General features: G+C 71.9%; 21 protein-coding genes. 10 read left to right on the top strand and 11 right to left on the bottom strand.

The annotated features are described in order from the left end of the window. Positions 1-271: 271 nt before the first annotated feature. Both GT042_RS09990 and GT042_RS09985 read right to left on the bottom strand, forming a co-directional pair. Positions 272-1300 carry a DMT family transporter gene (locus GT042_RS09990; protein WP_161308354.1) on the bottom strand — a complete coding sequence of 343 codons (1029 nt, stop codon included), beginning with the start codon at positions 1298-1300 and terminating at the stop codon, positions 272-274. A gap of 32 nt (positions 1301-1332) precedes the next feature. Continuing rightward, entirely contained in the window at positions 1333-1974 is a 642-nt protein-coding gene (locus GT042_RS09985) for a TetR/AcrR family transcriptional regulator (RefSeq protein WP_161308353.1), read from the bottom strand. Positions 1975-2068: 94 nt separating this feature from the next. Here GT042_RS09985 and GT042_RS09980 point away from each other — a divergent pair, with 94 nt between their 5' ends. The 3 genes from GT042_RS09980 to GT042_RS09970 all read left to right on the top strand — a co-directional run bounded on the left by GT042_RS09980 (position 2069) and on the right by GT042_RS09970 (position 4342). After that, a complete protein-coding gene (locus GT042_RS09980; RefSeq protein ID WP_161308352.1) occupies positions 2069-3232 on the top strand; it encodes an acyl-CoA dehydrogenase family protein in 1164 nt (387 codons plus the stop codon). Positions 3233-3360: 128 nt separating this feature from the next. After that, complete coding sequence (locus GT042_RS09975; protein ID WP_161308351.1) at positions 3361-3648, top strand: YiaA/YiaB family inner membrane protein; 288 nt, start codon at positions 3361-3363, stop codon at positions 3646-3648. Positions 3649-3712: 64 nt separating this feature from the next. After that, positions 3713-4342, top strand: coding sequence for a TetR/AcrR family transcriptional regulator (locus GT042_RS09970; protein ID WP_161308350.1), 630 nt, complete (start codon positions 3713-3715; stop codon positions 4340-4342). 88 nt (positions 4343-4430) lie between these two features. Here GT042_RS09970 and GT042_RS09965 read toward each other — a convergent pair whose 3' ends face one another. From GT042_RS09965 to GT042_RS09955, 3 genes are read right to left on the bottom strand one after another with little or no spacing between them, the layout of a single operon-like run. After that, the gene (locus GT042_RS09965) at positions 4431-5126 is read right to left on the bottom strand and encodes a DUF6875 domain-containing protein (RefSeq protein WP_202532583.1); all 696 of its coding nucleotides are present in this window, start codon (positions 5124-5126) and stop codon (positions 4431-4433) included. Continuing rightward, on the bottom strand, positions 5123-5743 hold the full coding sequence (locus tag GT042_RS09960) for a GNAT family N-acetyltransferase (RefSeq protein WP_161308349.1): 621 nt from the start codon (positions 5741-5743) through the stop codon (positions 5123-5125). The genes GT042_RS09965 and GT042_RS09960 overlap by 4 nt, the downstream gene beginning before the upstream one ends. Positions 5744-5778: 35 nt before the next feature. Continuing rightward, complete coding sequence (locus GT042_RS09955; RefSeq protein ID WP_161308348.1) at positions 5779-7164, bottom strand: aminotransferase class V-fold PLP-dependent enzyme; 1386 nt, start codon at positions 7162-7164, stop codon at positions 5779-5781. A 252-nt stretch (positions 7165-7416) separates the two neighbouring features. Here GT042_RS09955 and GT042_RS09950 point away from each other — a divergent pair, with 252 nt between their 5' ends. Further along, positions 7417-7857 (top strand): VOC family protein, encoded by a 441-nt coding sequence (locus GT042_RS09950; protein WP_161308347.1) that lies wholly within the window; start codon positions 7417-7419, stop codon positions 7855-7857. Here GT042_RS09950 and GT042_RS09945 read toward each other — a convergent pair. After that, positions 7854-8315 carry a MaoC family dehydratase gene (locus GT042_RS09945; protein ID WP_161308346.1) on the bottom strand — a complete coding sequence of 154 codons (462 nt, stop codon included), beginning with the start codon at positions 8313-8315 and terminating at the stop codon, positions 7854-7856. The genes GT042_RS09950 and GT042_RS09945 overlap by 4 nt on opposite strands. Before the next feature lie 170 nt (positions 8316-8485). Between GT042_RS09945 and soxR the strand changes: the two genes are divergently transcribed. Then, positions 8486-8977, top strand: coding sequence for a redox-sensitive transcriptional activator SoxR (gene soxR, locus GT042_RS09940; RefSeq protein ID WP_161308345.1), 492 nt, complete (start codon positions 8486-8488; stop codon positions 8975-8977). Positions 8978-9062: 85 nt separating this feature from the next. Here soxR and GT042_RS09935 read toward each other — a convergent pair whose 3' ends face one another. Both GT042_RS09935 and GT042_RS09930 read right to left on the bottom strand, forming a co-directional pair. Beyond that, entirely contained in the window at positions 9063-10130 is a 1068-nt protein-coding gene (locus tag GT042_RS09935; protein ID WP_161308344.1) for an RNA ligase (ATP), read from the bottom strand. Positions 10131-10273: 143 nt separating this feature from the next. Further along, positions 10274-10885 carry a hypothetical protein gene (locus GT042_RS09930; protein ID WP_161308343.1) on the bottom strand — a complete coding sequence of 204 codons (612 nt, stop codon included), beginning with the start codon at positions 10883-10885 and terminating at the stop codon, positions 10274-10276. A 242-nt stretch (positions 10886-11127) separates the two neighbouring features. Between GT042_RS09930 and GT042_RS09925 the strand changes: the two genes are divergently transcribed. The 4 genes from GT042_RS09925 to GT042_RS09910 all read left to right on the top strand — a co-directional run bounded on the left by GT042_RS09925 (position 11128) and on the right by GT042_RS09910 (position 17308). Beyond that, a complete protein-coding gene (locus GT042_RS09925) occupies positions 11128-14025 on the top strand; it encodes a penicillin acylase family protein (protein ID WP_161308342.1) in 2898 nt (965 codons plus the stop codon). 164 nt (positions 14026-14189) lie between these two features. Continuing rightward, on the top strand, positions 14190-14954 hold the full coding sequence (locus GT042_RS09920) for an SDR family oxidoreductase (RefSeq protein ID WP_161308341.1): 765 nt from the start codon (positions 14190-14192) through the stop codon (positions 14952-14954). After that, positions 14951-16609, top strand: coding sequence for an AMP-binding protein (locus GT042_RS09915; RefSeq protein WP_161308340.1), 1659 nt, complete (start codon positions 14951-14953; stop codon positions 16607-16609). Before GT042_RS09920 ends, GT042_RS09915 begins: the two co-directional genes overlap by 4 nt. Before the next feature lie 105 nt (positions 16610-16714). Next, positions 16715-17308: a TetR/AcrR family transcriptional regulator gene (locus tag GT042_RS09910; RefSeq protein ID WP_161308339.1), complete on the top strand. Its 594-nt coding sequence runs from the start codon at positions 16715-16717 to the stop codon at positions 17306-17308. A 10-nt stretch (positions 17309-17318) separates the two neighbouring features. Here the strand turns inward: GT042_RS09910 and GT042_RS09905 are convergent, their stop codons facing one another. The 3 genes from GT042_RS09905 to GT042_RS09895 form a co-directional block, all read right to left on the bottom strand. Beyond that, positions 17319-18050, bottom strand: coding sequence for a Clp protease N-terminal domain-containing protein (locus GT042_RS09905; protein WP_161308338.1), 732 nt, complete (start codon positions 18048-18050; stop codon positions 17319-17321). Between the two features lie 504 nt (positions 18051-18554). After that, positions 18555-19781: an acyl-CoA dehydrogenase family protein gene (locus GT042_RS09900; RefSeq protein WP_161308337.1), complete on the bottom strand. Its 1227-nt coding sequence runs from the start codon at positions 19779-19781 to the stop codon at positions 18555-18557. 7 nt (positions 19782-19788) lie between these two features. Further along, the gene (locus GT042_RS09895) at positions 19789-20808 is read right to left on the bottom strand and encodes a phosphotransferase family protein (RefSeq protein WP_161308336.1); all 1020 of its coding nucleotides are present in this window, start codon (positions 20806-20808) and stop codon (positions 19789-19791) included. A 271-nt stretch (positions 20809-21079) separates the two neighbouring features. Between GT042_RS09895 and GT042_RS09890 the strand changes: the two genes are divergently transcribed. Further along, the gene (locus GT042_RS09890) at positions 21080-22369 is read left to right on the top strand and encodes a glucarate dehydratase family protein (RefSeq protein WP_161308335.1); all 1290 of its coding nucleotides are present in this window, start codon (positions 21080-21082) and stop codon (positions 22367-22369) included. Positions 22370-22659: the final 290 nt, after the last annotated feature.

Below are 22659 nucleotides of genomic sequence, written 5' to 3'. Positions count from 1 at the left end.
CCGTGGGGCCCGTCCGTGGGGCCCGTCCGTGGGGCCCGTCCGTGGGGCCCGTCCGTGGGGCCCGTCCGTGGGGCCCGTCCGTGGGGCCCGTCCGTGGGGCCCGTCCGTGGGGCCCGTCCGTGGGGCCCGTCCGTGGGGCCGCAGGCCAGGTGCTTGGCCCGGGCCGCGCGTTCGCCGCGTTGGCGGGCCGGGCGAGCACGTTCCGTACACCCTCGGTCCTCCCCCTGCGATCGCACGCGCCGGGCGGCGCACCCCCCCCGAGCGGATCACCTCACCTCGCGGGTGCGGCCTCGCCCGCCCGGTCCGGCTGGGGCGGGAGCGGGGGCGGTGACGAGTGCCCGCCCGGGCGGCCCCGGCGGCCGGAGCGGGAGAGGGCTACGCCCGTCAGGCACAGCGCGCCGCCCGCGAGGGTCAGCAGGGCCGGGACCTCGTCCAGGGTCAGCCAGGCCATCAGGACGACCAGCGCGGGCACCGCGTACGTCGTCGCGCCCATGCGGCCCGCCGTCGTGCGCGCCAGCGCGTACGCCCAGGTCGTGAAGGCCAGGGCCGTCGGGAAGACGCCCAGGTAGAGCATGTTGAGCGTCGCCGACAGCGGCGCGTCGCCGGCCTCCCCGATCAGCTGTCCCGCGAACGGCAGGCAGGCCACCGCACCGATCAGGCAGCCGAACGTCGTCGCCTGGAGCGCGCTCGCGTGCGCCAGCACCGGCTTCTGGGCCACCACCCCGCCCGCGTACGCCATCGCCGCCAGCACACACAGCGCCACCCCGAGCACCGACGCGTGCCCCTCGCCCGACATCGACAGCCCCACCGCCACCGCGCCCGCGAACGACACTGCCATCCCGGCCAGCAGGCGCGGCGGGAGGGACTCGCCGAGCAGCCTCCCGCCGAGCAGGGCGATGAGGATCGGGCCGATGTTCACGACCATCGCGGCCGTGCCCGCGTCGACCTCCTGCTCACCCCAGTTGAGCACCACCATGTACACGCCGAACCACAGGACACCCGACACGGCGATCCCGCGCCAGGCGGCCCGGGGCGGCAGCCCCTCGCGCCGTACCGCGCACACCACCCCGAGCACCAGCGCCCCCGCGAGCAGCCGCCCGAGCGCCAACGCCCCCGGCGAGTACGCGGAACCGGCGCTGCGGATCGACACGAAGGCCGACGCCCAGAGCACCACCGTCACCCCCGCGGCGGCGAGCGGCAACCAGCGCGCGGGAGGGGAAGACGTAGGGGAAGGGGAAGAGGCGGGGGCGGGCGGAGACGCCGGTATCGCCACCGGGTCGGTCCGAGCGGGGTTCGTCATGCCGAGAACGTACGCCCAGCCCCCCGCCCCCCTCACCGCAATATCGCCTCGTACTGCACCGACAGCCCGTCGATCAGCGCCCGTACCCCCGTCTCGAAGGCCCCCTCGTCCACCTGCTCCTGCCGCTCCGCGAGCAGATGCGCCTGCCCCAGGTGCGGATAGTCCGCCGGGTCGTACGCCGTCGCGTCGTCCACGAACCCCCGGGCGAACGAGCCCAGCGCCGAGCCGGTGATGAAGTACCGCATCAGCGCGCCGATGTACGTGGCCTGCGCCGCCGGCCACCCCGCCCGGACCATCGCGCCGAACACCGCGTCCGCCACTCGCAGCCCCGCCGGCCGCCGCCCCGGACCGCGCGCGAGCACCGGCACGATGTGCGGATGGTCGGTGAGGGCGGCCCGGTAGGAGACGGCCCAGTCGTGCAGCGCCGTACGCCAGTCGCGGCCGTCGGCCTCGTCGAACATCGACAGGTCGACCTGCGCGCTGACCGCGTCCGCGACCGCTTCGAGGATCTCGTCCTTCGTACGGAAGTGGTTGTAGAGGGACGGACCGCTCACCCCCAGCTCCGCCGCGAGCCGCCGCGTGGAGACCGCCTCCAGCCCCTCCGCGTCCACGAGCGCGCTCGCCGCCCCGACGATGAGTTCTCTGCTGAGGAGGGGCTTGCGCGGTCTGGCCATGGCACTCATAGTAGGCGTGGCGACAGGAAACTAGCAGTGCTAATTAAGGTCGATCGGCTGATCGGTTGATCGACTGACCAAGGGGGGTCCTTCGGTGAATCTTGAGCTGAGCGAGGAGCAGGAGGCGGCGCGCAAGCTCGCCGAGGACTTCGTCGACCGGGAGATCACCCCCTTCGTCGTCGACTGGGACCGGGACGAGAGCGTCGACCGGGCCATCGTCGGCAAGCTCGGCGCGCTGGGCTTCCTGGGACTGACGATTCCCGAGGAGTACGGCGGCTCGGGCGGTGACCACGTCACGTACTGCCTGGTCACCGAGGAACTGGGACGCGGCGACTCGTCGGTGCGCGGCATCGTCTCCGTCTCGCTGGGGCTGGTGGCCAAGACCATCGCCGCCTGGGGCGACGAGGAGCAGAAGCGGGCGTGGCTGTTCCGGCTCACCTCGGGCGAGGCCCTCGGCTGCTTCGGGCTGACCGAGCCCGGCACCGGCTCCGACGCGGGAAACCTCACCACGAAGGCCGTACGGGACGGCGGCGGCGACGGCGCCGACTGGATCATCAGCGGCTCCAAGATGTTCATCACCAACGGCACCTGGGCCGACGTGGTCCTCCTCTTCGCGCGCACCAACAGCACCCCCGGCCACCGGGGCGTCTCCGCCTTCCTCGTCCCGGCCGACACCCCCGGCCTGACCCGCCGCACCCTCCACGGCAAGCTCGGACTGCGTGGCCAGCCCACGGCCGAACTGGTCCTGGAGGACGTACGGGTCTCGGCCGCCGCCCTGCTCGGCCCCGAGGGCAAGGGCTTCTCCGTCGCGATGTCCGCCCTCGCCAAGGGCCGCATGTCGGTCGCCGCCGGCTGCGTCGGCATCGCGCGGGCGGCGCTGGACGCGGCCGTCGGATACGCGGGGGAGCGCGAGCAGTTCGGCAAACCCATCGCCCACCACCAGCTGGTGCAGGAGCTGATCAGCGCCATCGCGGTCGACGTGGACGCGGCGCGGCTGCTGACCTGGCGGGTCGCCGATCTCATCGACCGGGGCCAGGAGTTCGCGACGGCCGCCTCCCAGGCGAAGCTGTTCGCGTCCGAGGCCGCCGTACGGTCCGCCAACAACGCCCTCCAGGTCTTCGGCGGTTACGGCTACATCGACGAGTACCCGGTCGGCAAACTCCTGCGCGACGCGCGGGTGATGACCCTCTACGAGGGCACCAGCCAGATCCAGAAACTGATCATCGGCCGCGCGCTGACAGGTGTGTCGGCGTTCTGAGCTGGAGCCCGAGCGCGAGCCGGAGCCGGTTCCGGAGCCGTACGGAGTACGCGGGCAGAGCCGCCCTGAGTACCGCCTGAGTACGGCAGCGGATGCCGCCGCCACCCCCGCGCGCGGATGCTGTCCCCATGACCGACACACCCGTCAAGCAGCAGAACACCGGCGCCTACTACGGACAGGCCGTCCTCTCCTTCGGCCTCGCGCTCGCCGCCATCTCCATCGGCATCTACCGCCTCGACGCCGACGCGTGGGTCCGGGGCTTCCTCGCCATCGCGGTCCTCTACCTCACCACCTCCGCCTTCACCCTCGCCAAGGTCATCAGGGACCGCCAGGAGGCCGGCCAGATCGTCAGCCGCGTCGACCAGGCCAGGCTGGAGAAGATCCTCGCCGAGCACGGCCCCTTCCAGAAGCTCTGAGCTCTAAGCGCTTGCTCACCCTCCCGGGTAGGGTGACCCTTCTGCCGACTCGAAGGGATGAGCGATGCGTACGGTGGAGCAGGCGGGCGACGGTGAGGACGCGCCCTGGGGCGGCGTCGCCCCGGAAGCGGCCAGGAGGCTGATGGTCGCCGCCGTCGAGGCGTTCGCCGAGCGTGGGTACCACGCCACCACCACCCGCGACATCGCGAGCCGCGCCGGGATGAGCCCGGCCGCGCTCTACATCCACTTCAAGACCAAGGAAGAGCTGCTCCACCGGATCAGCAGGATCGGACACGACCGGGCGCTGACCCTGCTCACCGAAGCGGCGGCCGGCGGCGGCACCGCGACCCGGCGCCTCGACGAGGTCGTCCGCCGCTTCGTCCGCTGGCACGCCGAGCGGCACACGACCGCGCGGGTCGTGCAGTACGAGCTGGACGCGCTCGCCCCCGAGCACCGCGCGGAGATCCTGGAGCTGCGGCGCCGCAGCGACGCCGTGGTGCGGCGCATCCTGACCGACGGGGTACGGGACGGCGAGTTCGACGTCCCCGACGTGCCGGGCACCACCCTCGCCGTCCTGTCCCTCTGCATCGACGTGGCACGCTGGTTCAACGTGGCGGGCCGCCGTACGGCCGACGAGGTCGGCGCGCTCTACGCGGACCTCGTCCTGCGGATGGTCACCGCCCAGAGGCAGTGAGGGCCGGGTTCCGGTTCACACCCACGCGCCAGGAGGAGACGGCGGCGGGGCCGGTGCCGCCCGAGGACGGCACCGGCCCCGCCCCGGATCAGGGCACCAGGCGGCTGACCAACTGGCCGCGCACCCGGGCCGGCAGGTCGGGCGCGAAGCGCTTCAGGTAGTGGTCGAGGTGCGTGTCGTCGGTGAGCAGGAACGGCAGGTCGAAGAGGAGGAGCTTCCGTACCGCCAGCAGCGGCACCGGCGCCCGGAGCGGGCGGAAGGCGGTGTTCCAGAGCCCCGGCTCGTCGCACACCGGATGGAACTGACCGATCATCAGGCCGTCGGCCACGAACTCGTCCTTGGCCTTGCGCTGGAGTTCGTCCAGCTCGGCCGAGTCGGTGCGGTCGAACCGCGGTAACACCAGCAGCAGGGTGAGCAGTTCGCGGCTGTCGTCGTCCAGGTCCGCCGAGATCCGCTCGTGCCACGCGCGTAGAGAACCGACAGCGGCGGACAGGTCTTCGCCCTGGCCCTCGGCCGGCACCGCCAGATGGAACAGGCCCTTGCGCAGCGACGGCTGGGTGTACGGGCACACCGGGCCGCCCCGGCCCAGTTCGGGATGGCCGGAGACCAGGAAGTCCCCGCTCCAGTCGAGGACTTCACGCAGGTGCGGCAGGTGCCGGGCCGGCACCTCGCCCCGCGCCACCTCGGCCGCCGACCACACGTGGATGCGCTCGTCACCGCCCGTCGGGGGGCTCGTCACCTGGTCGCCGCCCACCGGCGGTGTCGTCACCTCGCCGCCGCTCACCGGGGGTCCCGCCACATCGGCCGCAGGGACGGGCCGTTGTCCGGGAGGACGATGTCCTCGCCCAGCCGGCGGAAGCCCGCCGCCCGGCACGAGGCCTCGCCGCCCGGTGAGCTGGTCTCGGCGTACGTTCCGTACCCGCCCCGGTCGGCGCGTGCGAGCAGCTCCGCCAGCAGCGCGGAGAGCAGTCCCCGCCGCCGGTGCGAGCCGCGCACGGCGGCGAACGACGCGTAGTAGTGGTCGGGTTCGGCCGGGTGGCGTTCGGCCTGGAGGCGGACGATGGTCCCCAGCGCCGTCGCGTGGTCACCCAGGACGGCGCCGAACCGGTCGGCGAGTTCGTCCTCCCGCCGGTCCACCTCCCGCGAGGCGCCCGGAGGCAGGAACAGGACGACGGCGTTGCCGCAGGGCGAGACGGACACCCCGTCGTAGTCGTGCGAGATCTCGACGAAGACCTTGAAGAGGCCGGGCAGCAGTTCGGCCCGGCGCGCGTCGTCCGCGACGATCCAGCGGGTCAGCGGATCGTCGCGGAAGGCCTCGGCCATCAGTGCGGCCAGAGCGTCCGTATCGGACCTGGCGGGACGGCGCAGGACACCGCGCGGCGGACGTTCGATCGTGGACAACGGATTCCCTCCGGAAGGCGTTGCGGGGGCCGGGACTACCGCGCGCGGCCGTTGACCGCGAGCTGCTCCACCCGGGCGTGCAGGTGGTCGAGGTAGTGCTCGGCCTCCGGCTTGATCAGGACACTGCGCATCACCCGTGCCGTTTCGGCGTCGCGGACGATCCGCGGATGCCGGCGGACGAACGCCTCGGCGTCCGTACGCAGCACGCTCAGGAAGACCGGCTCCTCGGGAGCGGTCATGCCGTCTCGCAGGAGACGGGCGGACGCTGCGTCCACGGCGGACAGCGTGGCCGGCCGGGTCGCGGGGAAGTACGTGACGATGTCGAGGTCGGGCCGCTGGTAGAGCTCCAGGGCCGGCGAGTCCTCGATCAGGTCCGCCCACCGCAGGGCCGCGCGGCGGTCGGCGGCGAGGATCGCCCCGAATCCGTCGGGGGTCAGCGGGAGCAGCTGGAGCGTCAGCCACAGGCCGGCCGCCGCGGCGCCGGCCCGCGAGCACTCCAGGCTGATCTCGCCCAGGTGCAGTTCGGCCTCGGTGAAGTAGGTGTACGACGAGTCGTGCGCGAAGTGCCGTCCGGCCCTCGGGTCGGCGAACAGCACGGCGCCGCACCCGTAAGGCTGGAGGCCGTGCTTGTGCGGGTCGACCACCACGGAGTCGCACGCGGAGATCGCCTGCCACGGCCGCGGGTCGATGCCCCCCGTCCCGCCGCCCGCGTCCGACCGGCCGAGGAGCGCGTAGAAACCGCCGTACGCCGCGTCCACGTGCACCCGCGCCCCGTACCGCCGGGCCAGCGGGAGCACCTCGTGCACCGGGTCGACCGTGCCCAGACCGGTGGTGCCGGTGGTCACCACGACGGTGCCGACCCGGCCCGTACGCAACAACGTCTCCAGCGCGTCCAGATCGATCCGGCCGTGCGCGTCGACCCCGACCTGGTGCCCCTCCACGCCCAGCACGCGGCACATCCGCTCATGCGTGTAGTGGCACTCCGAGCTGTACGCGACCCCCCGGTCCGGGTGCAACAGGCGGGCCACGTACAGCGCTTCGAGGTTCGCGATCGTCCCACTGGTCGTCAGATGCCCCACGTGCGCGGGCAGTCCGAACATCCCGGCCAGCGCGGCGACACACTCGCGCTCCATCTCCGTGGTGGCCGGGCCGCCCTCGGCCGCGTGGTTGTTGGGGTTGAAGAGCATCGCCGTGAGGTAGCCGACCACGGCCGCCGGGTGCGGCGGCTTCACCATCTGACCCGCGTAACGGGGGTGGAAGAACGGGTAGTTGTCGTCCATCCGCTTGGCGAAGCGCCCGAACGCCTCACCGAAGGCGACATCGTCCACCTGATGGGCGGCATGCGGCTCGAACGGCCCGAACTGCTCGCCGAACCGTTCGGCCACCTCCACCGCGCGCGGCAACCAGTAGCGCAGATCCACGGTCAGCTCTCCCCCGCATACGACTCGGACGCACGACATCGCCGCACGACATCGCCGCACGGCCGCGCCGTACGCACGAGTACGTATACGCACACCCCCGCAAGCACGGCGCAATGTCGTGGCCGGCGCCCCTCCGCGGCGCCGGTCGTAGGGTGGGCCGCGCATGTCGAGAACGTGGCGCCGGCTCCGTCCCGGGGATGTCGAAGGCCACCACCGGCCGCACGAGGAACACAGGAGCAAGGAGAGATCAGCATGGCGATTCAGCGGATGGACAACGTCGGCATCGTCGTCGAGGACCTGGACGCCGCCGTCGCGTTCTTCCTGGAGCTCGGGATGGAGCTGGAGGGCACGGCGCGGATCGAGGGCCTCTTCGCCGACCGGTGCACCGGGCTCGACGGCGTGCGCTGCGACATCGCGATGGTCAGGACCCCGGACGGCCACAGCCGGCTGGAGCTGGCGAAGTACCTCAGCCCCGCGGCGACGAGCGACGGGCCGCGAGACCGGCCGCACAACATCCTGGGCACGCACCGCGTGATGTTCGCCGTCGACGACATCGAGGACACCGTCGCCCGCCTGCGCCCTCACGGCGCCGAGGTGCTGGGCGAGATCGCCCGGTACGAGGACAGCAACCTGCTCTGCTACGTCCGGGGCCCGGAGGGCATCATCGTCGGACTGGCCCAGCAGCTGTCCTAGAAGTAGTACCGCGACACCGACTCCGCCACGCAGACCGGCTTCGTACCGCCCTCGCGCTCGACGGTGACGAGGGCGGTCAGCTGTACCCCGCCGCCCGCCTCCTCGACGCTCCGGAGCACGGCCGAGGCGCGCAGCCGCGAGCCGACCGGCACGGGGGCCGGGAACCTGACCTTGTTGGTGCCGTAGTTGACGCCCATGGTCACGTTCTCGACGGCGATGATCTGCGGTACGAACACCGGGAGCAGCGACAGCGTCAGATAGCCGTGCGCGATCGTCGTGCCGAAGGGACCGGCCGCCGCGCGCTCCGGGTCCACGTGGATCCACTGGTGGTCGCCGGTGGCCTCGGCGAAGAGGTCGATCCGTTTCTGGTCGACCTCCAGCCAGTCGCTGTGACCCAGCTGCTCGCCGACCCCGGCGCGCAGCTCCTCGGCGGAGGTGAAGATCCTCGGCTCAGCCATGTCCCTGTGCCTGCCTCTCGAAGTGTCCGGCCCGGTGTCCCGTCACGCGCCACGTCACGCGTCCCGTGGTGTCTAAGCGCTTGCTCAGCATGGGCGGCCGGAAGTGCTCCTGTCAACGCGACTCCGGCCGACTCCACTCGCCCGCGCACCCGGACAGTAGGCTCCGAGGGGTGCCGCAGATTCCGGAGAAGATCCATGAACTCACCGTCGGTCAGCTGTCCGCGCGCAGTGGCGCCGCCGTGTCGGCCCTCCACTTCTACGAGGCCAAAGGCCTGATCAGCAGCCGCAGGACCAGCGGCAACCAGCGCCGCTACAGCAGGGACGCGCTGCGCCGCGTGGCGTTCGTCCGGGCCGCCCAGCGGGTCGGCATCCCGCTGGCCACGATCAGGGACGCCCTGTCGGAGCTGCCGGAGGAGCGCACCCCCAACCGCGAGGACTGGGCGCGCCTCTCGGAGACCTGGCGCTCCGAGCTGGACCGGCGCATCCACCAGCTCGGCCGGCTCCGGGACCATCTCACGGACTGCATCGGCTGCGGCTGCCTCTCCCTGGAGACCTGCGTGCTCTCCAACCCGGACGACGTCTTCGGCGACCGCCTCACCGGCTCCCGCCTCCTGCCGGGCAGCCCCACGCCGCCCCCGGGCGAGGACGGCCCCACACCCTGACCGGGCCGGGGCCGTCCTCATCCGTGGGGGACTCACCTCAAGGGGGGAGTACGGGTAGGGGGAGTACGGGTGGGGGGAGTACGGGTCACTCGTACTCCGTACCGCCCTTGCGGGTCAGATAGGCCGGGCTGACGGCCTTCGCGATCGCCCGGCCGCCGAGCACCGGGCTGTGGCGCTCCGTCACCGGACGGATCACCACGCCCTCCCGCAGGTGCAGCGCGCGCCCGGAGACCGTCTCGCGCCCCGACGCGGCCTCCAGCACCTTCTCGATCGCGTACGGACCTTCGTACAGCGTGGGTACGACGGGCAGTTCACCGGTCAGCAGCTCCGCCGGCGACAGCCAGACGACCTGCCCGCCGATCTCCGCCGAGACGTCGAACACGGCGTACCCGAGCGTCGTACCGCGCCCGTCCGCCCCGTACGGCAGGTCCTGCACGCCCGCTCCGTACACCTCGCCGAAGACGCCGATCCGGCGTGCGCCGAGCTTCTCCGCGAGCCGGGCGGCGACCGCCGGGACGTCGTGGGCCCGTATCGCGCGCCAGTACAGATTGCGCGGGTCCTCCTTGAGCGCCAGCCCCTTCGCGCCGAAGCCCTTGGAGGCGACCTGGACCCCGCCGCCGTCGGCCGTGTACGTGAGCAGGCAGGCCGTGCCGTGCAGCTTCTCCGTGAGGATCACCGGTTCGCCCGGCTCGAAGACGTCCGGGTAGCGCTGGACGTTCTCGATGTCGACCCACGGCAGCAGGTCCGGCGCCTGCTCCACCTCGCCGTCCATCGTGGGAGGCACGGGCGGCACCCACTTGGTGACGGAGAGCCGTCCGGCGAAGTCCGTGCCGTCCGCGACCGCCGCCGCCAGGTCCACACCGGCCAGCGCGCGCGGCCGGCACACGATCCCCTGCGACAGCTCGCCGCGCAGCCGTACCGCCTTCACCCGGTCCGCGGCGCGTCCCGCCAGCCGGCCGGTGAGCCCCAGCTCCTCGATCAGCCCGGCGGGCAGCACCGCCTGCTCCGGGATGTAGAACGCGATGTCACCGGTGCGGTACGCGCCCTTGGCGACGACGGCGCGGTACAGGCCCACCTGGGCCAGCTCCAGCGCGTCCGCGTTCGGATGCGCGTGGACGATCAGTGTCTCGGCGGTGACACGCAGCGTCGACATGGCACTTCCCCCTCGTGCGTACGGCAGTGACCGGTTCCGCCGCCCACTGTGCGGGCACCGGCCACCACCGGGCCACCGAATAAGCGCGCCCGGCACCGCGCTCCGGTACCGGGCACCTCACCGTTGCCTCGGGGGCGCGGGGGTCACGCCGCCGAGGCCAGTTCCTTGAGCCGGGCCTTCTTGGCGCGGGCCAGTGCCTCGGACGTGAGAACGGGCTGCGGCACGACGATGCCACAGCCCCGGCACACCGGTCCTGACCACGGCTCGTTGGAGAGATCGGGCTGCCAGACGATGCCACGCTCCGCGCAGACCGGGCAGGCCGCTCCCGGGCCCGACTCCAGTCCGGCGATCAGCCGGCGCAGCACCTCGGCGAGCGACTCCGACGGGTGGACCGCCGGGTTGTCGCAGCGGGCCACACCGTTGCCGCCCCAGGTCCGCCGGTGCCAGTCGTCGAAGCTCCCGGGCCGCCGCAGCCCGTCGTGCTTCTCCCGTTTGCGCCGCTCCGCGAATTCTTCCTCGTACGCGAGCCACACGTCCCGCGCCTCTTCCAGTTCGTCCAGTGCGGCCATCAGCCGCGCCGGGTCCGGCGCCCGGTCCTCGGGACCGATGCCGTGCCGGGCGCACAGATGGTCCCAGGTCGCCCGGTGACCGTAAGGGGCGAATCGTTCCAGGCACTTGCGCAGTGAATACCGTCGCAAGGCCAGATCGCACCCCGGGTCACGCACCTGTCTCGCAAGACTCCGGAATTTGGCCATGCATGCCACCTCCGTCGCTGATACCTCGGCGTTGAGGAATGGACGTACGCCTGCCCCGTTCGGATCCATCAAAAAACAACTGGCTGGAACGAAACTCCCATAACGCCTTCTATCGAGCAATGTTCGAGGCGGATTCACAGAAAACTCTTATCCGCGGCCGGGAAAAGGTGACTGGTGTTCATCTTACTGATGGGTCCTACCGGCAGTAACGTCCGGCGCATCGGCCTCTCCGAGGAGCCCTCATGCGACGACGCACCGGAAGACTCACGAGCGCCAGAACAGCCCGAAGGACCACCAGGACCCTCCCCGGCGGGACTCTCCCCGCCCGGACCCTCTCCACGACCGCCCTCGCCGCCGCCGCGGTGTTCGCGCTCGGCGCCGCCCTGCTCTCCCCACCGTCCCGGGCCGCCGCGGCCGACCCCGAATCCCTCCGCGCCGCCGTCCCGGTGGCGGACCACTGCGCGAGCCAGTGCGACGACATCCTGCCGCCCGGCGAGAACGGGAACGCGACCCTCGCCGACATCCTCGGCAACATCCTGTTCGGCACCCACCCCGCCCACAGCTCCGACCAGCTGGCCCGGTACGACGCGCTGGTCGCCGGCCGCAACACCCTCACCGACTCCACCCTCACCACGTTCTTCAACGACGCCTCCTTCGGCGTCCCGGCGAACCAGGTCGAGTCCGTCACCACTCCGCGCCCGGACGTCACGATCACCCGCGACAAGCAGACCGGCGTGCCCCACATCAAGGGCACCACCCGTTACGGCACCGAGTTCGGCGCCGGTTTCGCGGCGGGCCAGGACCGGCTCTGGATGATGGACCTCTTCCGGCACATCGGCCGGGGCGAGCTGACCTCCTTCGCCGGCGGCGCCCTCGCCAACCAGGGCCTGGAGCAGCAGTTCTGGCCCTCGGCCCCGTACACGGAAGCCGACCTCCAGGCCCAGGTCGACCGCATCAGGACCACCGGGGGCGAGCGCGGCGAGCTGGCCATGGCCGACGCGCAGGCGTACGTCGACGGCATCAACGCCTACCGGCAGAAGTCCAAGGACGGCCGTTACTTCCCCGGCGAGTACGTCCTCACCGGGAAGATCGACTCGATCACCAACGTCGGCGAGATCCAGCCCTTCAGGATCACCGACCTGATCTCCATCGCGTCGGTCGTCGGCGGCCAGTTCGGCGGCGGAGGCGGCGGCGAGGTCCAGGCCGCGCTCTCCCTCCTCGCCTCCCAGCAGAAGTACGGCGTGGCCGAGGGCACCGAGATCTGGGAGTCCTTCCGGCAGCGCGACGACCCCGAGGCCGTCCTCACCCTCCACGAGGGCGAGAGCTTCCCGTACGCGCGGAAACCCGCGCAGCCGCGCGGCACGGCCCTGCCCGACCGCGGCTCCGTCCAGAACGAACCGCTCGTGTACGACAGGACCGGCTCGGCCGTCACCCGCGCCAAGGCCCCCGTGAACGCCCCGAAGAAGCTCAGGCCCGCGCAGGGCATCTTCGACGACGGGGTGGTGCCGCCCGGCTCGCTCGACCCGAAACGCGGGATGTCCAACGCCCTGCTGGTCTCCGGCGCGCACACCGCGAGCGGCAATCCCGTCGCCGTGTTCGGCCCGCAAACCGGCTATTTCGCGCCACAGCTCATGATGCTCCAGGAGCTCCAGGGCCCCGGCATCAGCGCGCGGGGCGTCGCCTTCGCCGGGGTCGGGATGTACGTGCAGATGGGCCGCGGCCAGGACTACGCGTGGAGCGCCACCTCGGCGGCCCAGGACATCACCGACACGTACGCGATCGAACTGTGCGAGCCGGACGGCTCCCCGGCCACCAAGGCCTCCGCCCACTACCTCTACCGCTCCGTCTGCACCCCGATGGAGAAGATGGAGCGCGTCAACTCCTGGAAGCCCTCGGTGGCCGACTCGACGGCCGCGGGCTCGTACCGGCTCCAGGTCTGGCGGACGAAGTACGGCCTGGTCACGCACCGCGCCACCATCGACGGCAAGCCCGTCGCGTACACCTCCCTGCGCACCACCTACCGCCACGAGGCCGACTCGATCATCGGCTTCCAGATGCTGAACGACCCCGCGCAGACGACGGACGCGGCGTCCTTCCAGGAGGCCGCGCAGCACATCGGCTACGCCTTCAACTGGTTCTACGCGGACTCCCGCACCGCCGCCTTCTACAACAGCGGCCTGAACCCGGTCCGCGCGGCCGGCGTGGACGCCGCGCTGCCCGTCAGGGCCGAGCCCGCGTACGAATGGCAGGACTACGACCCCGGCTTCAACACGGCCGCGTACACCCCGCCCGCCGAGCATCCGCGGTCCACCGGGCAGGACTACTACATCTCGTGGAACAACCGGCAGGCAAAGGACTACAACACGGCCGCCTTCGGCTTCGGCGCCGTCCACCGGGGCGACCTGCTCGACGGCCGGGTCAAGAAGCTGGTCGCGACCGGGGGAGTCACCCGCGCCTCGCTCACCCGGGCGATGGCCGACGCCGCGCTGACCGACCTGCGCGGGGAACAGGTGCTGCCCGAACTCCTCAAGGTGATCAGGTCCGCCGCCGTCACCGATCCCCAGCTGAACACCGCCGTGCAGCAGCTCGACGCGTGGCGGGCCGCCGGGTCCGAGCGCCGGGAGACCTCGCAGGGGTCGCACACGTACACCCATGCGGCGGCTGTGCGGATCATGGACGCGTGGTGGCCCCGGCTCGTCGAGGCGGAGTTCGAGCCGGGCCTCGGTGACGAGTTGTACGGCGCTCTCACCGCCTCGCTGCCCGTCGACGAGTCACCGGCCGCGTCCCACGGGCCGACGGGCGCACACGGGGGATCCGCCTTCCAGTACGGCTGGTGGGGATATGTCGACAAGGACCTGAGGCAGGTCCTCGGCGACCCGGTGCAGACTCCCTCACCCCGTACGTATTGCGGGAACGGAACGCTGAGCACCTGCCGCGACACCCTGCTGACCACCCTCAAGGCCGCCGTGGCGGTGCCCGCCGCCCAGGTGTACCCGGGGGACGACAGCTGCGGCGCGGGCGACCAGTGGTGCTCGGACGCGATCATCCACCGGGCGCTGGGCGGGATCACCCATCCCACGATCAGCTGGCAGAACAGGCCGACGTACCAGCAGGTGGTGGAGTTCCCCTCGCACCGCTGACCGACGCGCGCGCACGCCGGACAGGCCGCACCACGGCCTGTCCGGCACGTCGTCGTCCGCCCACCCTTCCCCCGCACATACCGACTGGTTAGTCTGCTGAGGTCGGCGCAGAGGTCGGCACCGCCCCACGGCAGGATGGCCGGAAGGCCCGGAAGGCAGGTCCCATGAGTTCGGTGCAGGGTGCGCGCGTGGTGGTCACGGGAGCCGGCGGCGGGATCGGCGCCGCCCTCGCCCGCAGATTCGCCGCCGGAGGGGCGAAGGTCGTCGTCAACGACCTCGACGCGGACAAGGCCACCGCGGTCGCCGACGGCATCGGCGCCCTCGCCGTCCCCGGCGACGCGTCCCGGATCGTGGAGGCGGCCCGCGAGGCCCTCGGCGGGACCGTCGACATCTACTGCGCCAACGCGGGCCTCGGCTCGGCCGGCGACGGGCTCGCCGGGGACGACATATGGGCGGACGCCTGGGACGTCAACGTCATGGCGCACGTCCGGGCGGGCCGCGCCCTGCTGCCCGACTGGCTGGAGCGCGGCAGCGGCCGGTTCGTCTCGACCGTCTCGGCCGCCGGACTGCTCACCATGATCGGCGCGGCGCCGTACAGCGTCACCAAACACGCGGCGCTCGCCTACGCGGAATGGCTCTCCCTCACCTACCGGCACCGCGGCCTCAAGGTCCACGCCATCTGCCCGCAGGGCGTCCGTACGGACATGCTCACCGCCGCCGGGAGCGCCGGCGAACTGGTGCTCGCGCCCAGCGCGGTCGAGCCGGAAGCGGTCGCCGACGCCCTGTTCACCGCCATGGCCGAGGACCGCTTCCTGGTCCTCCCGCACCCCGAGGTCGCGGGCTACGCCCAGGCGCGCGCCGGCGATCCCGACCGCTGGCTGCGCGGGATGAACCGCGTCCAGCGCGCGTGGGAAGAGGGGGCGGAATGACGGCGTCCGGCTACGCGGCCAAACCCTGGCTCCACCTGCTCACCGAGGCCCAGCGCGCCCCCGTGCACCCGCCGGACTCCGTGGTGCACGCGCTGCGCGCCGCCGTGGCCCGTACCCCGGAACACACCGCGCTCGCCTACTTCGACGGCAGGCTCGACTACCGCACGACGGACGCGCTCTCCGACTCCGTGGCCGGCCACCTCGCCGCCCGGGGGCTGCGGCGCGGCGACCGGGTCGCGATCATGCTCCAGAACAGCCCGCAGTTCGTCCTCGCGCTGCTCGGCGCGTGGAAGGCCGGCGCGACCGTCGTCCCCGTCAACCCGATGTACAAGTCGGCCGAGGTCGGCCATGTCCTGGCGGACGCCGAGGTGACCGCGCTGGTCTGCGCGGACCGCTCCTGGGAGGCGTTCCTGCGCGACACGGTCGCCGCCTCCTCCGTCCGGATCGTCCTCACCACCTGCGAACGCGACCTCCAGACCCGCGACGACCCGCGCGTCCTCGCCTTCGACCGGCTGCCCGTGCCCGCCGACACCGACGACCTGCTCGCCGTCGCCCGCCGGGGCCTCCCGCTGCCCGCCGAACGCGGTCCCGCCGCCGGGGACGTGGCCCTGATCAGCTACACCTCGGGGACGAGCGGCCGGCCCAAGGGCGCCATGAACACCCACGCCAACATCATGGTCAACGCCGAACGCCAGCGCGCGGGCCACCCGCTCGCGCCGGGCGCCTGCTACTTCGCGCTCGCGCCGCTCTTCCACATCACCGGCATGGTCTGCCAGCTGGCCGCCTGCTTCACCAACGCGGGCACCCTCGCGCTCGCGTACCGCTTCCACCCCGGCGTGGTGCTCGACGCCTTCGCCGAACACCGCCCCGCGTACACCGTCGGCCCGTCCACCGCGTTCATGGCGCTCGCCGCCCACCCCGGCGCGACCCCGGGCCACTTCGACTCCTTCCAGGTGATCTCGTCGGGCGGGGCGCCGCTGCCGCCCGCGCTGGTGGAGAAGTTCCGCGCGGGCTTCGGCCCGTACCTGCGCAACGGCTACGGGCTCACCGAGTGCACCGCCCCCTGCGCCGCCGTACCGCCCCACCGCGAGGCACCGGTCGACCCGGCCTCCGGCACCCTCTCCGTCGGCGTGCCGGGACCGGACACGGTGGTACGGATCGTGGACGAGGCGGGCGAGGACGTGCCGTTCGGCGAGCAGGGCGAGATCGCCGTGAGCGGACCGCAGGTCGTCCCCGGCTACTGGCGGCTGCCCGAGGCGACCGGGGCGACCTTCCCCGGCGGGGAACTGCGCACCGGCGACATCGGATTCATGGACCGGGAGGGCTGGCTGTACGTCGTCGACCGCAAGAAGGACATGATCAACGCGTCGGGGTTCAAGGTCTGGCCGCGCGAGGTCGAGGACGTGCTGTACACCCACCCCGCCGTGCGCGAGGCGGCCGTGGTCGGCGTCCCCGACGCGTACCGGGGCGAAAGCGTCAAGGCGTACGTCAGCCTGCGCCCCGGCGCGTCGGCGGAGCCCGGGGAGCTGGGCGCGTACTGCGCGGAGCGGCTCGCCGCGTACAAGTACCCCCGCGAGGTCGAGATCCTGGAGGAGCTGCCCAAGACGGCGAGTGGGAAGATCCTCAGGCGGGAATTGCGTTCATCCTCAGGGTGAGATGGGTCTCAGTCAGGCCCGGTGTGTGTCCGGAGTGCGGCCCGAACACGTGGCACAGATATGCGTACAGATGTGCGGTACGGAACGAGAGGCAGGTGGCGGCGCATGGCCAGGACCACGGAGGAGGGGGCGGCTCCCGTACCCCAGCGGCTGCTGGCCGCCGCCACCCGGCTCTTCGCGGAGCAGGGGTACGACCGGACGTCCGTCCAGGAGATCGTGGAGGGGGCGGGCGTCACCAAGGGCGCGCTCTACCACTACTTCGGCTCCAAGGAGGATCTCCTCCAGGAGGTCTACGCCCGCGTCCTGCGCCTCCAGCAGGAACGCCTCGACGCTTTCGCCGACGCGGACGAGCCGGTGGAACACCGTCTCCGAGCGGCAGCGGCCGACGTAGTGGTAACAACGATCGACAATCTGGACGACGCGGCGATCTTCTTCCGCTCGATGCATCACCTGAGCCCGGAGAAGAACAAGGAGGTCCGGGTCGAGCGGCGCCGCTACCACGAGCGCTTCCGCGCGCTGGTGGAGGAGGGACAGCGGAGCGGGGTCTTCTCCACGGCCACGCCGGCGGATCTGGTGGTGGACTACCACTTCGGCTCGGTTCACCACCTGTCGACGTGGTACCGCCCGGACGGCCCGCTCACCCCGCAACAGGTCGCGGACCACCTGGCGGACCTCCTCCTGCGGGCGCTGCGCCCGTAAGGCGGGTCGGCTAGTCCTGGAGCTTCTCCCGGATCGCCGTGATCGCCGCCGACACCTGCTCCTCGGTGCTCGCCTTGTCCAGGCCGAGCCCGCTGAGGACACCCGCGCCGTTCTCCTGCTCCAGCAGGGCCAGCAACACGTGTTCCGTGCCGACGTAGCTGTGGCCCAGCCGGAGTGCCTCGCGGAAGGTGAGCTCCAGGGCCTTCTTGGCCCCGGCGTCGAAGGGGACGAGGTCGGGCACGGGCTCCCCGGAGGGCTCCGGCAACGCCCCGGCCGCGGCCGCCCGGACGGTCTCCAGCTCCACGCCCCGCGCGACGAGCACCTGGGCGGCGAGGCCCTGGGGGTCGTCGAGCAGGCCGAGCACGAGATGCCCGGTGCCGATCTGGGTGTGCCCGCGTTCGCGGGCCTCGTTCTGGGACGCGACGACGACGTTCCTGGCGCGGGGCGTGAACCTGCTGAAGTCCTGGTTGACGTTGGGCGCCGGCTCGTCCTTCGTCACGAACCGCTTCTGGACGGCCTGCCGGGTGACGCCCATGGACGCGCCGATCTCGGTCCACGAGGCACCGGAGCGGCGGGCCTGGTCGACGAAGTGGCCGATGAGGTGGTCGGCGACGTCACCGAGGTGGTCGGCGGCGACGACGGCGCTCTGTAGCTGTTCGAGGGCGTTGCCGTGGACGTTCTTGATCGCGTCGATGAGGTCGTCGAGGCGGACGGGATTTTTGACCTGAGTGGGATTCACCATGCGTCAACCCTAGGTTGACACCCCCGCGCCCGTCAACCCACGGTTGACGCATGGCCCGTTGCCTGCTTGTCCTCAATCGCCGGACGGGCTTGATTTTGGCCTCCGCCCGTCGCCGAGCGCGGCTCAAGGATGTCCTCAATCGCCGGACGGGCTTGAATTTGGCCTCTGCACCGTTGCCGGGTGCGGGTCAAAGATGTCCTCAAACGCCGGACAAGCTGGAGGGTGCCCCCGTCGCCGTCCAAGGCCGGGGCGGGTCGGGGGTTGTCCTGTACGCGGGCCTGGAAGGGGGACGGGCAGGGGTCGTGTCCGGAACGTAAAGCGTGTTTTGTGTCGCGTGGCGCACCCGAACAAGACAAGGTCCCGAACGCGACGTAAAACATGCAGTGCAGGACACGACCCCTGCCCGGCCCCCGGCAACAACCCGCACCCAGGCCACCGGTCCGCAGCGGGCAAAACCAAGCCCGTCCGGCGATTGAGGACAAAAGCACGGCCGCCAGGGCAACGTCACGCGTACCGCGACAGCTCCCGCCGCGCCAACGACCGCTGATGCACCTCATCCGGCCCATCCGCCAGCCGCAACGTCCGCGCCCCCGCCCAAAGCTCCGCCAGCGGAAAGTCCTGACTCACCCCACCCGCCCCGTACAACTGCACCGCCCGGTCCAGGATGTCCACCACCGCCCGCGGCGTCGCGATCTTGATCGCCTGGATCTCCGTGTGCGCCCCCCGGTTCCCCACCGTGTCCATCAGCCACGCCGTCTTCAGCACCAGCAGCCGCAGCTGCTCCACCGTCACCCGCGCGTCCGCGATCCAGTTCCGCACCACCCCCTGCTCGGCGAGCGGACGCCCGAACGCGGTACGGGACACCGCCCGCCGGCACATCAGCTCGATCGCCCGCTCCGCCATGCCGATCAGCCGCATGCAGTGGTGGATCCGCCCGGGCCCCAACCGCGCCTGCGCGATCGCGAACCCGCCGCCCTCCTCGCCGATCAAGTGCCACGCGGGCACCCGCGCGTGGTCGAAGACGACCTCGGCATGGCCGCCGTGCCCGTGGTCCTCGTACCCGTACACCCGCATCGCCCGCCGCACCTCGACCCCGGGCGTGTCGCGCGGGACGAGAATCATCGACTGCTGGCGGCGGACGTCCGCGCCGTCCGGGTCGGTCTTGCCCATGACGATGAAGACCGCGCAGTCCGGGTTCATCGCCCCGGAGATGTACCACTTACGGCCCGTGACTACGTACTCGTCCCCGTCCCGCTCGATGCTCGTCCGTACGTTCGTCGCGTCCGAGGAGGCCACCTCGGGCTCCGTCATCGCGAACGCGGAGCGGATCTCGCCCGCCAGCAGCGGCTCCAGCCACTGCTTCTTCTGCCGTTCCGAACCGAACTGCGCGAGCACCTCCATGTTCCCGGTGTCCGGCGCCGCGCAGTTGAGCGCGGTCGGCGCCAGATTCGGCGAACGCCCGGTGATCTCCGCGAGCGGCGCGTACTGGAGGTTGGTCAGCCCCGCGCCGTGGCCCGCGCCGTGCTCCCCGTCCGGCAGGAAGAGGTTCCACAGCCCCTGCCGGCGCGCCTCCGCCTTCAGCTCGCCCACCACCGCCGGCGTGTCCCAGGGGCTCGCCAGCCGCTCCCGCTGCTCCCGGGCGACGTCCTCGGCCGGGTAGACGTAGGCGTCCATGAAGGCGAGCAGCCGCTCGCGCAGCTCTTCCGTACGGGTGTCGAATGCGAAGTCCATGGGGTACTCAGCCTTCCTGGAGGGTGGTGAGGCCGTGCCGGATGAAGACGGGGACGAGCGTGCCGATCCGGTCGAAACCGGGTCCGACGGTCTGTCCGAGGGTGTAGCGGTAGTGGATGCCCTCCAGGATCACGGCGAGCTTGAACCACGCGAACGCCGTGTACCAGGCGATCGCGCCGGTGTCCCGGCCGGAGCGCGCGGCGTACCGCGCGACCAGCTCGGCCGGCTCCGGGTGCCCGGCCGCGCCCGCCGTCGTGCTGATGGGCGAGCCGGTCACCTCCAGGCGCGCGCTGTACATCACCAGCAGGCCCAGGTCCGTCAGCGGATCGCCGAGTGTGGACATCTCCCAGTCGAGGACGGCGTTGATCCGGTCGCCTTCGCCGATCAGGACGTTGTCGAGCCGGAAGTCGCCGTGGATCACGGTGGGTTGCGGGGAGTGGGGCAGCGCGCGGCCGAGGGCGGCCTGGAGTTCGTCGATGCCCGCCAGGTCCCGGCCCCGGGAGGCCGCCAACTGCTTGGCCCAGCGCCGCAGTTGCCGGTCGAGGAAGCCCTCGGGCCGCCCGAAGTCCCCCAGGCCGACGGTCTCGGGGTCGACGGCGTGCAGGTCGACCAGGGTGTCCACCAGGGAGAGGACCGCGGCGCGGGTGCGCGCCGGCCCGAGCGGGGCGAGCTGTTCGGTCGTACGGTACGGCGTGCCCGCCACGTGCTCCATGACGTAGAAGGGGGCGCCGAGGACGGACTCGTCCGCGCAGAACAGCAGGGGTTCCGGGACCGGCACGTTCGTCGGGTGCAGCGCGCTGATCACGCGGTACTCCCGCTTCATGTCGTGCGCGGTGGCCAGGACATGACCGAGCGGGGGCCTGCGGACCACCCAGCTGCCCGTCCCGTCCGTGACGGTGTAGGTGAGATTGGACCGGCCGCCCTCGATCAGGCGCGCGTCGAGAGGTCCGCTCACCAGCCCGGGTCGCGCGCGGTCCAGGTGGGCGCGCAGCTTCTCCGGGTCGAGTCCTGGCGGGACTGGGCTCATCGTGCCTACCTCCGTGGCTCACGACGGCGGGCGTACCGTCGTGAGCCACCATGATGCCGACCAGTCGGTATGCAGTCCACCACGGGTCACGTGAAAAACCGGGAAAGACCAGGAAGGGCGGGCGGAAGAGCGGACGGAGGGGCGGTCGGAGAGAAGGGCGGTGAGGTGGGCGGCAAGACGGGCGGCAAGACGGGCCGAGGGCCTGGCGGAGAGACGGATGCCACCGTCCCCGCCCCTAGCCCCCGGTCTCACCTCTGAATAGAGTTCACGTATGAACACCGCGCTGCTCATCGACGAGGTCCGGCTCACCCCCATCCTCATCGCCGACCCACCGCTGCTGAACACACAGGGCGTCCACCAGCCCTACACCCCCCGGCTCATCGTGGAGGTCGTCACGCGCGGTGGCATCACGGGGATCGGCGAGACGTACGGCGACGGCAAGTATCTGGAGCTGGCGGAGCCGCTGGCACGGGCGCTCCCGGGCCGTTCGGTCAGCGACGTGAACGGGCTCTTCGCCCTGGCAGACGAGGTGTGCGGCGACCCGGACACCACGGACGCGCGGGTGGACGCGGGCGGCCTGCGCGGGGTGCAGACCGCCGACAAGCTCCGCCTCTCCGTCGTCTCGGGCTTCGAGGTCGCCTGTCTGGACGCCCTCGGCAGGACGCTGGGCCTGCCCGTGCACGCGCTGCTCGGCGGCAAGGTGCGCGAGTCCGTCGAGTACAGCGCGTACCTCTTCTACCGCTGGGCGGAGCACCCGGGCGGCGGCGCCGAGGACGACTGGGACGCGGCCCTCGACCCGGCGGGTGTGGTCGCCCAGGCCCGGCGCTTCGCCCGTGACTACGGCTTCTCGTCGTTCAAGCTCAAGGGCGGGGTGTTCGAGCCCGAGCAGGAGATCGCGGCCGTCCGGGCACTCGCGGAGGCGTTCCCCGGGCAGCCGCTGCGACTGGACCCCAACGGTGCCTGGTCCGTACCGACTTCGCTGTACGTCGCCGAGCAGCTGGCGGACGTCCTCGAATACCTGGAGGACCCGGCGAGCGGCACGGACCTGATGGCCCAGGTGTCGGCGGGCACGTCCGTGCCGCTGGCCACCAACATGTGCGTCACGACCGTCCCCGAGATCGCCGGGGCCTTCGCCTCGGACGCCGTACAGGTCGTGCTCTCCGACCACCACTACTGGGGCGGACTGCACCGGACGCGCGAACTCGCCGCCGTCTGCCGCACGTTCGGCGTCGGCCTGTCGATGCACTCCAACACCCACCTCGGGATCAGCCTGGCCGCGATGACCCACGTGGCGGCGACCGTCCCGAACCTGGACTACGCCTGCGACAGCCACTACCCGTGGCAGACCGAGGACGTCATCACCACCCGGCACACTTTCCGGAACGGCCGGCTCGACGTCTCGGACGCACCGGGCCTCGGGGTGGAACTGGACCGCGAGAAGCTCGCCGCCCTGCACCGGCGGTGGCTGGACGACGACGGCAGGATGCGGGAGCGCGACGACGCGGCGGCGATGCGCGAGGCGGACCCGGGCTGGAAGACCCCGACGATCCCGCGCTGGTGACCAACACCCCTCCGACGAGAGGCATGTGACGCCAGGAGCTGCCAGGCCTGGGGGTCTCGCCGTGCGCCCGCCGGACAGCGCGAGAACCGGAGCGCGGTTGAGGCACGAACTTCACCACAGGCGCGGGTAGCAGGGCCTGTGCTCGTCCCGACCACGACGGAGGGGCTCGCGGGATCTTCCCCTCGACCTCCGCGACCCTCCGCGAAGCCCTCGCCCGATTCGCCGCCGCCCAGCGCGCCGACTGCACCGCCGCCGACTGCACCGCCGCCGGCTGCCCGAGCTGATCGCAC

Origin of the sequence: Streptomyces sp. SID3212 (assembly GCF_009865405.1) — a bacterium.
Taxonomy (GTDB): Bacteria; Actinomycetota; Actinomycetes; order Streptomycetales; family Streptomycetaceae; genus Streptomyces.
This window is presented reverse-complemented; position numbering and strand designations above follow the sequence as displayed.

Coding starts and splice junctions, on each gene's coding strand:
- GT042_RS09990 (WP_161308354.1), bottom strand. CDS start 1,300: ATGACGAACCCCGCTCGGACCGACCCGGTGGCGATACCGGCGTCTCCG.
- GT042_RS09985 (WP_161308353.1), bottom strand. CDS start 1,974: ATGGCCAGACCGCGCAAGCCCCTCCTCAGCAGAGAACTCATCGTCGGG.
- GT042_RS09975 (WP_161308351.1), top strand. CDS start 3,361: ATGACCGACACACCCGTCAAGCAGCAGAACACCGGCGCCTACTACGGA.
- GT042_RS09970 (WP_161308350.1), top strand. CDS start 3,713: ATGCGTACGGTGGAGCAGGCGGGCGACGGTGAGGACGCGCCCTGGGGC.
- GT042_RS09950 (WP_161308347.1), top strand. CDS start 7,417: ATGGCGATTCAGCGGATGGACAACGTCGGCATCGTCGTCGAGGACCTG.
- GT042_RS09945 (WP_161308346.1), bottom strand. CDS start 8,315: ATGGCTGAGCCGAGGATCTTCACCTCCGCCGAGGAGCTGCGCGCCGGG.
- GT042_RS09935 (WP_161308344.1), bottom strand. CDS start 10,130: ATGTCGACGCTGCGTGTCACCGCCGAGACACTGATCGTCCACGCGCAT.
- GT042_RS09930 (WP_161308343.1), bottom strand. CDS start 10,885: ATGGCCAAATTCCGGAGTCTTGCGAGACAGGTGCGTGACCCGGGGTGC.
- GT042_RS09925 (WP_161308342.1), top strand. CDS start 11,128: ATGCGACGACGCACCGGAAGACTCACGAGCGCCAGAACAGCCCGAAGG.
- GT042_RS09920 (WP_161308341.1), top strand. CDS start 14,190: ATGAGTTCGGTGCAGGGTGCGCGCGTGGTGGTCACGGGAGCCGGCGGC.
- GT042_RS09915 (WP_161308340.1), top strand. CDS start 14,951: ATGACGGCGTCCGGCTACGCGGCCAAACCCTGGCTCCACCTGCTCACC.
- GT042_RS09910 (WP_161308339.1), top strand. CDS start 16,715: ATGGCCAGGACCACGGAGGAGGGGGCGGCTCCCGTACCCCAGCGGCTG.
- GT042_RS09905 (WP_161308338.1), bottom strand. CDS start 18,050: ATGGTGAATCCCACTCAGGTCAAAAATCCCGTCCGCCTCGACGACCTC.
- GT042_RS09900 (WP_161308337.1), bottom strand. CDS start 19,781: ATGGACTTCGCATTCGACACCCGTACGGAAGAGCTGCGCGAGCGGCTG.
- GT042_RS09895 (WP_161308336.1), bottom strand. CDS start 20,808: ATGAGCCCAGTCCCGCCAGGACTCGACCCGGAGAAGCTGCGCGCCCAC.
- GT042_RS09890 (WP_161308335.1), top strand. CDS start 21,080: ATGAACACCGCGCTGCTCATCGACGAGGTCCGGCTCACCCCCATCCTC.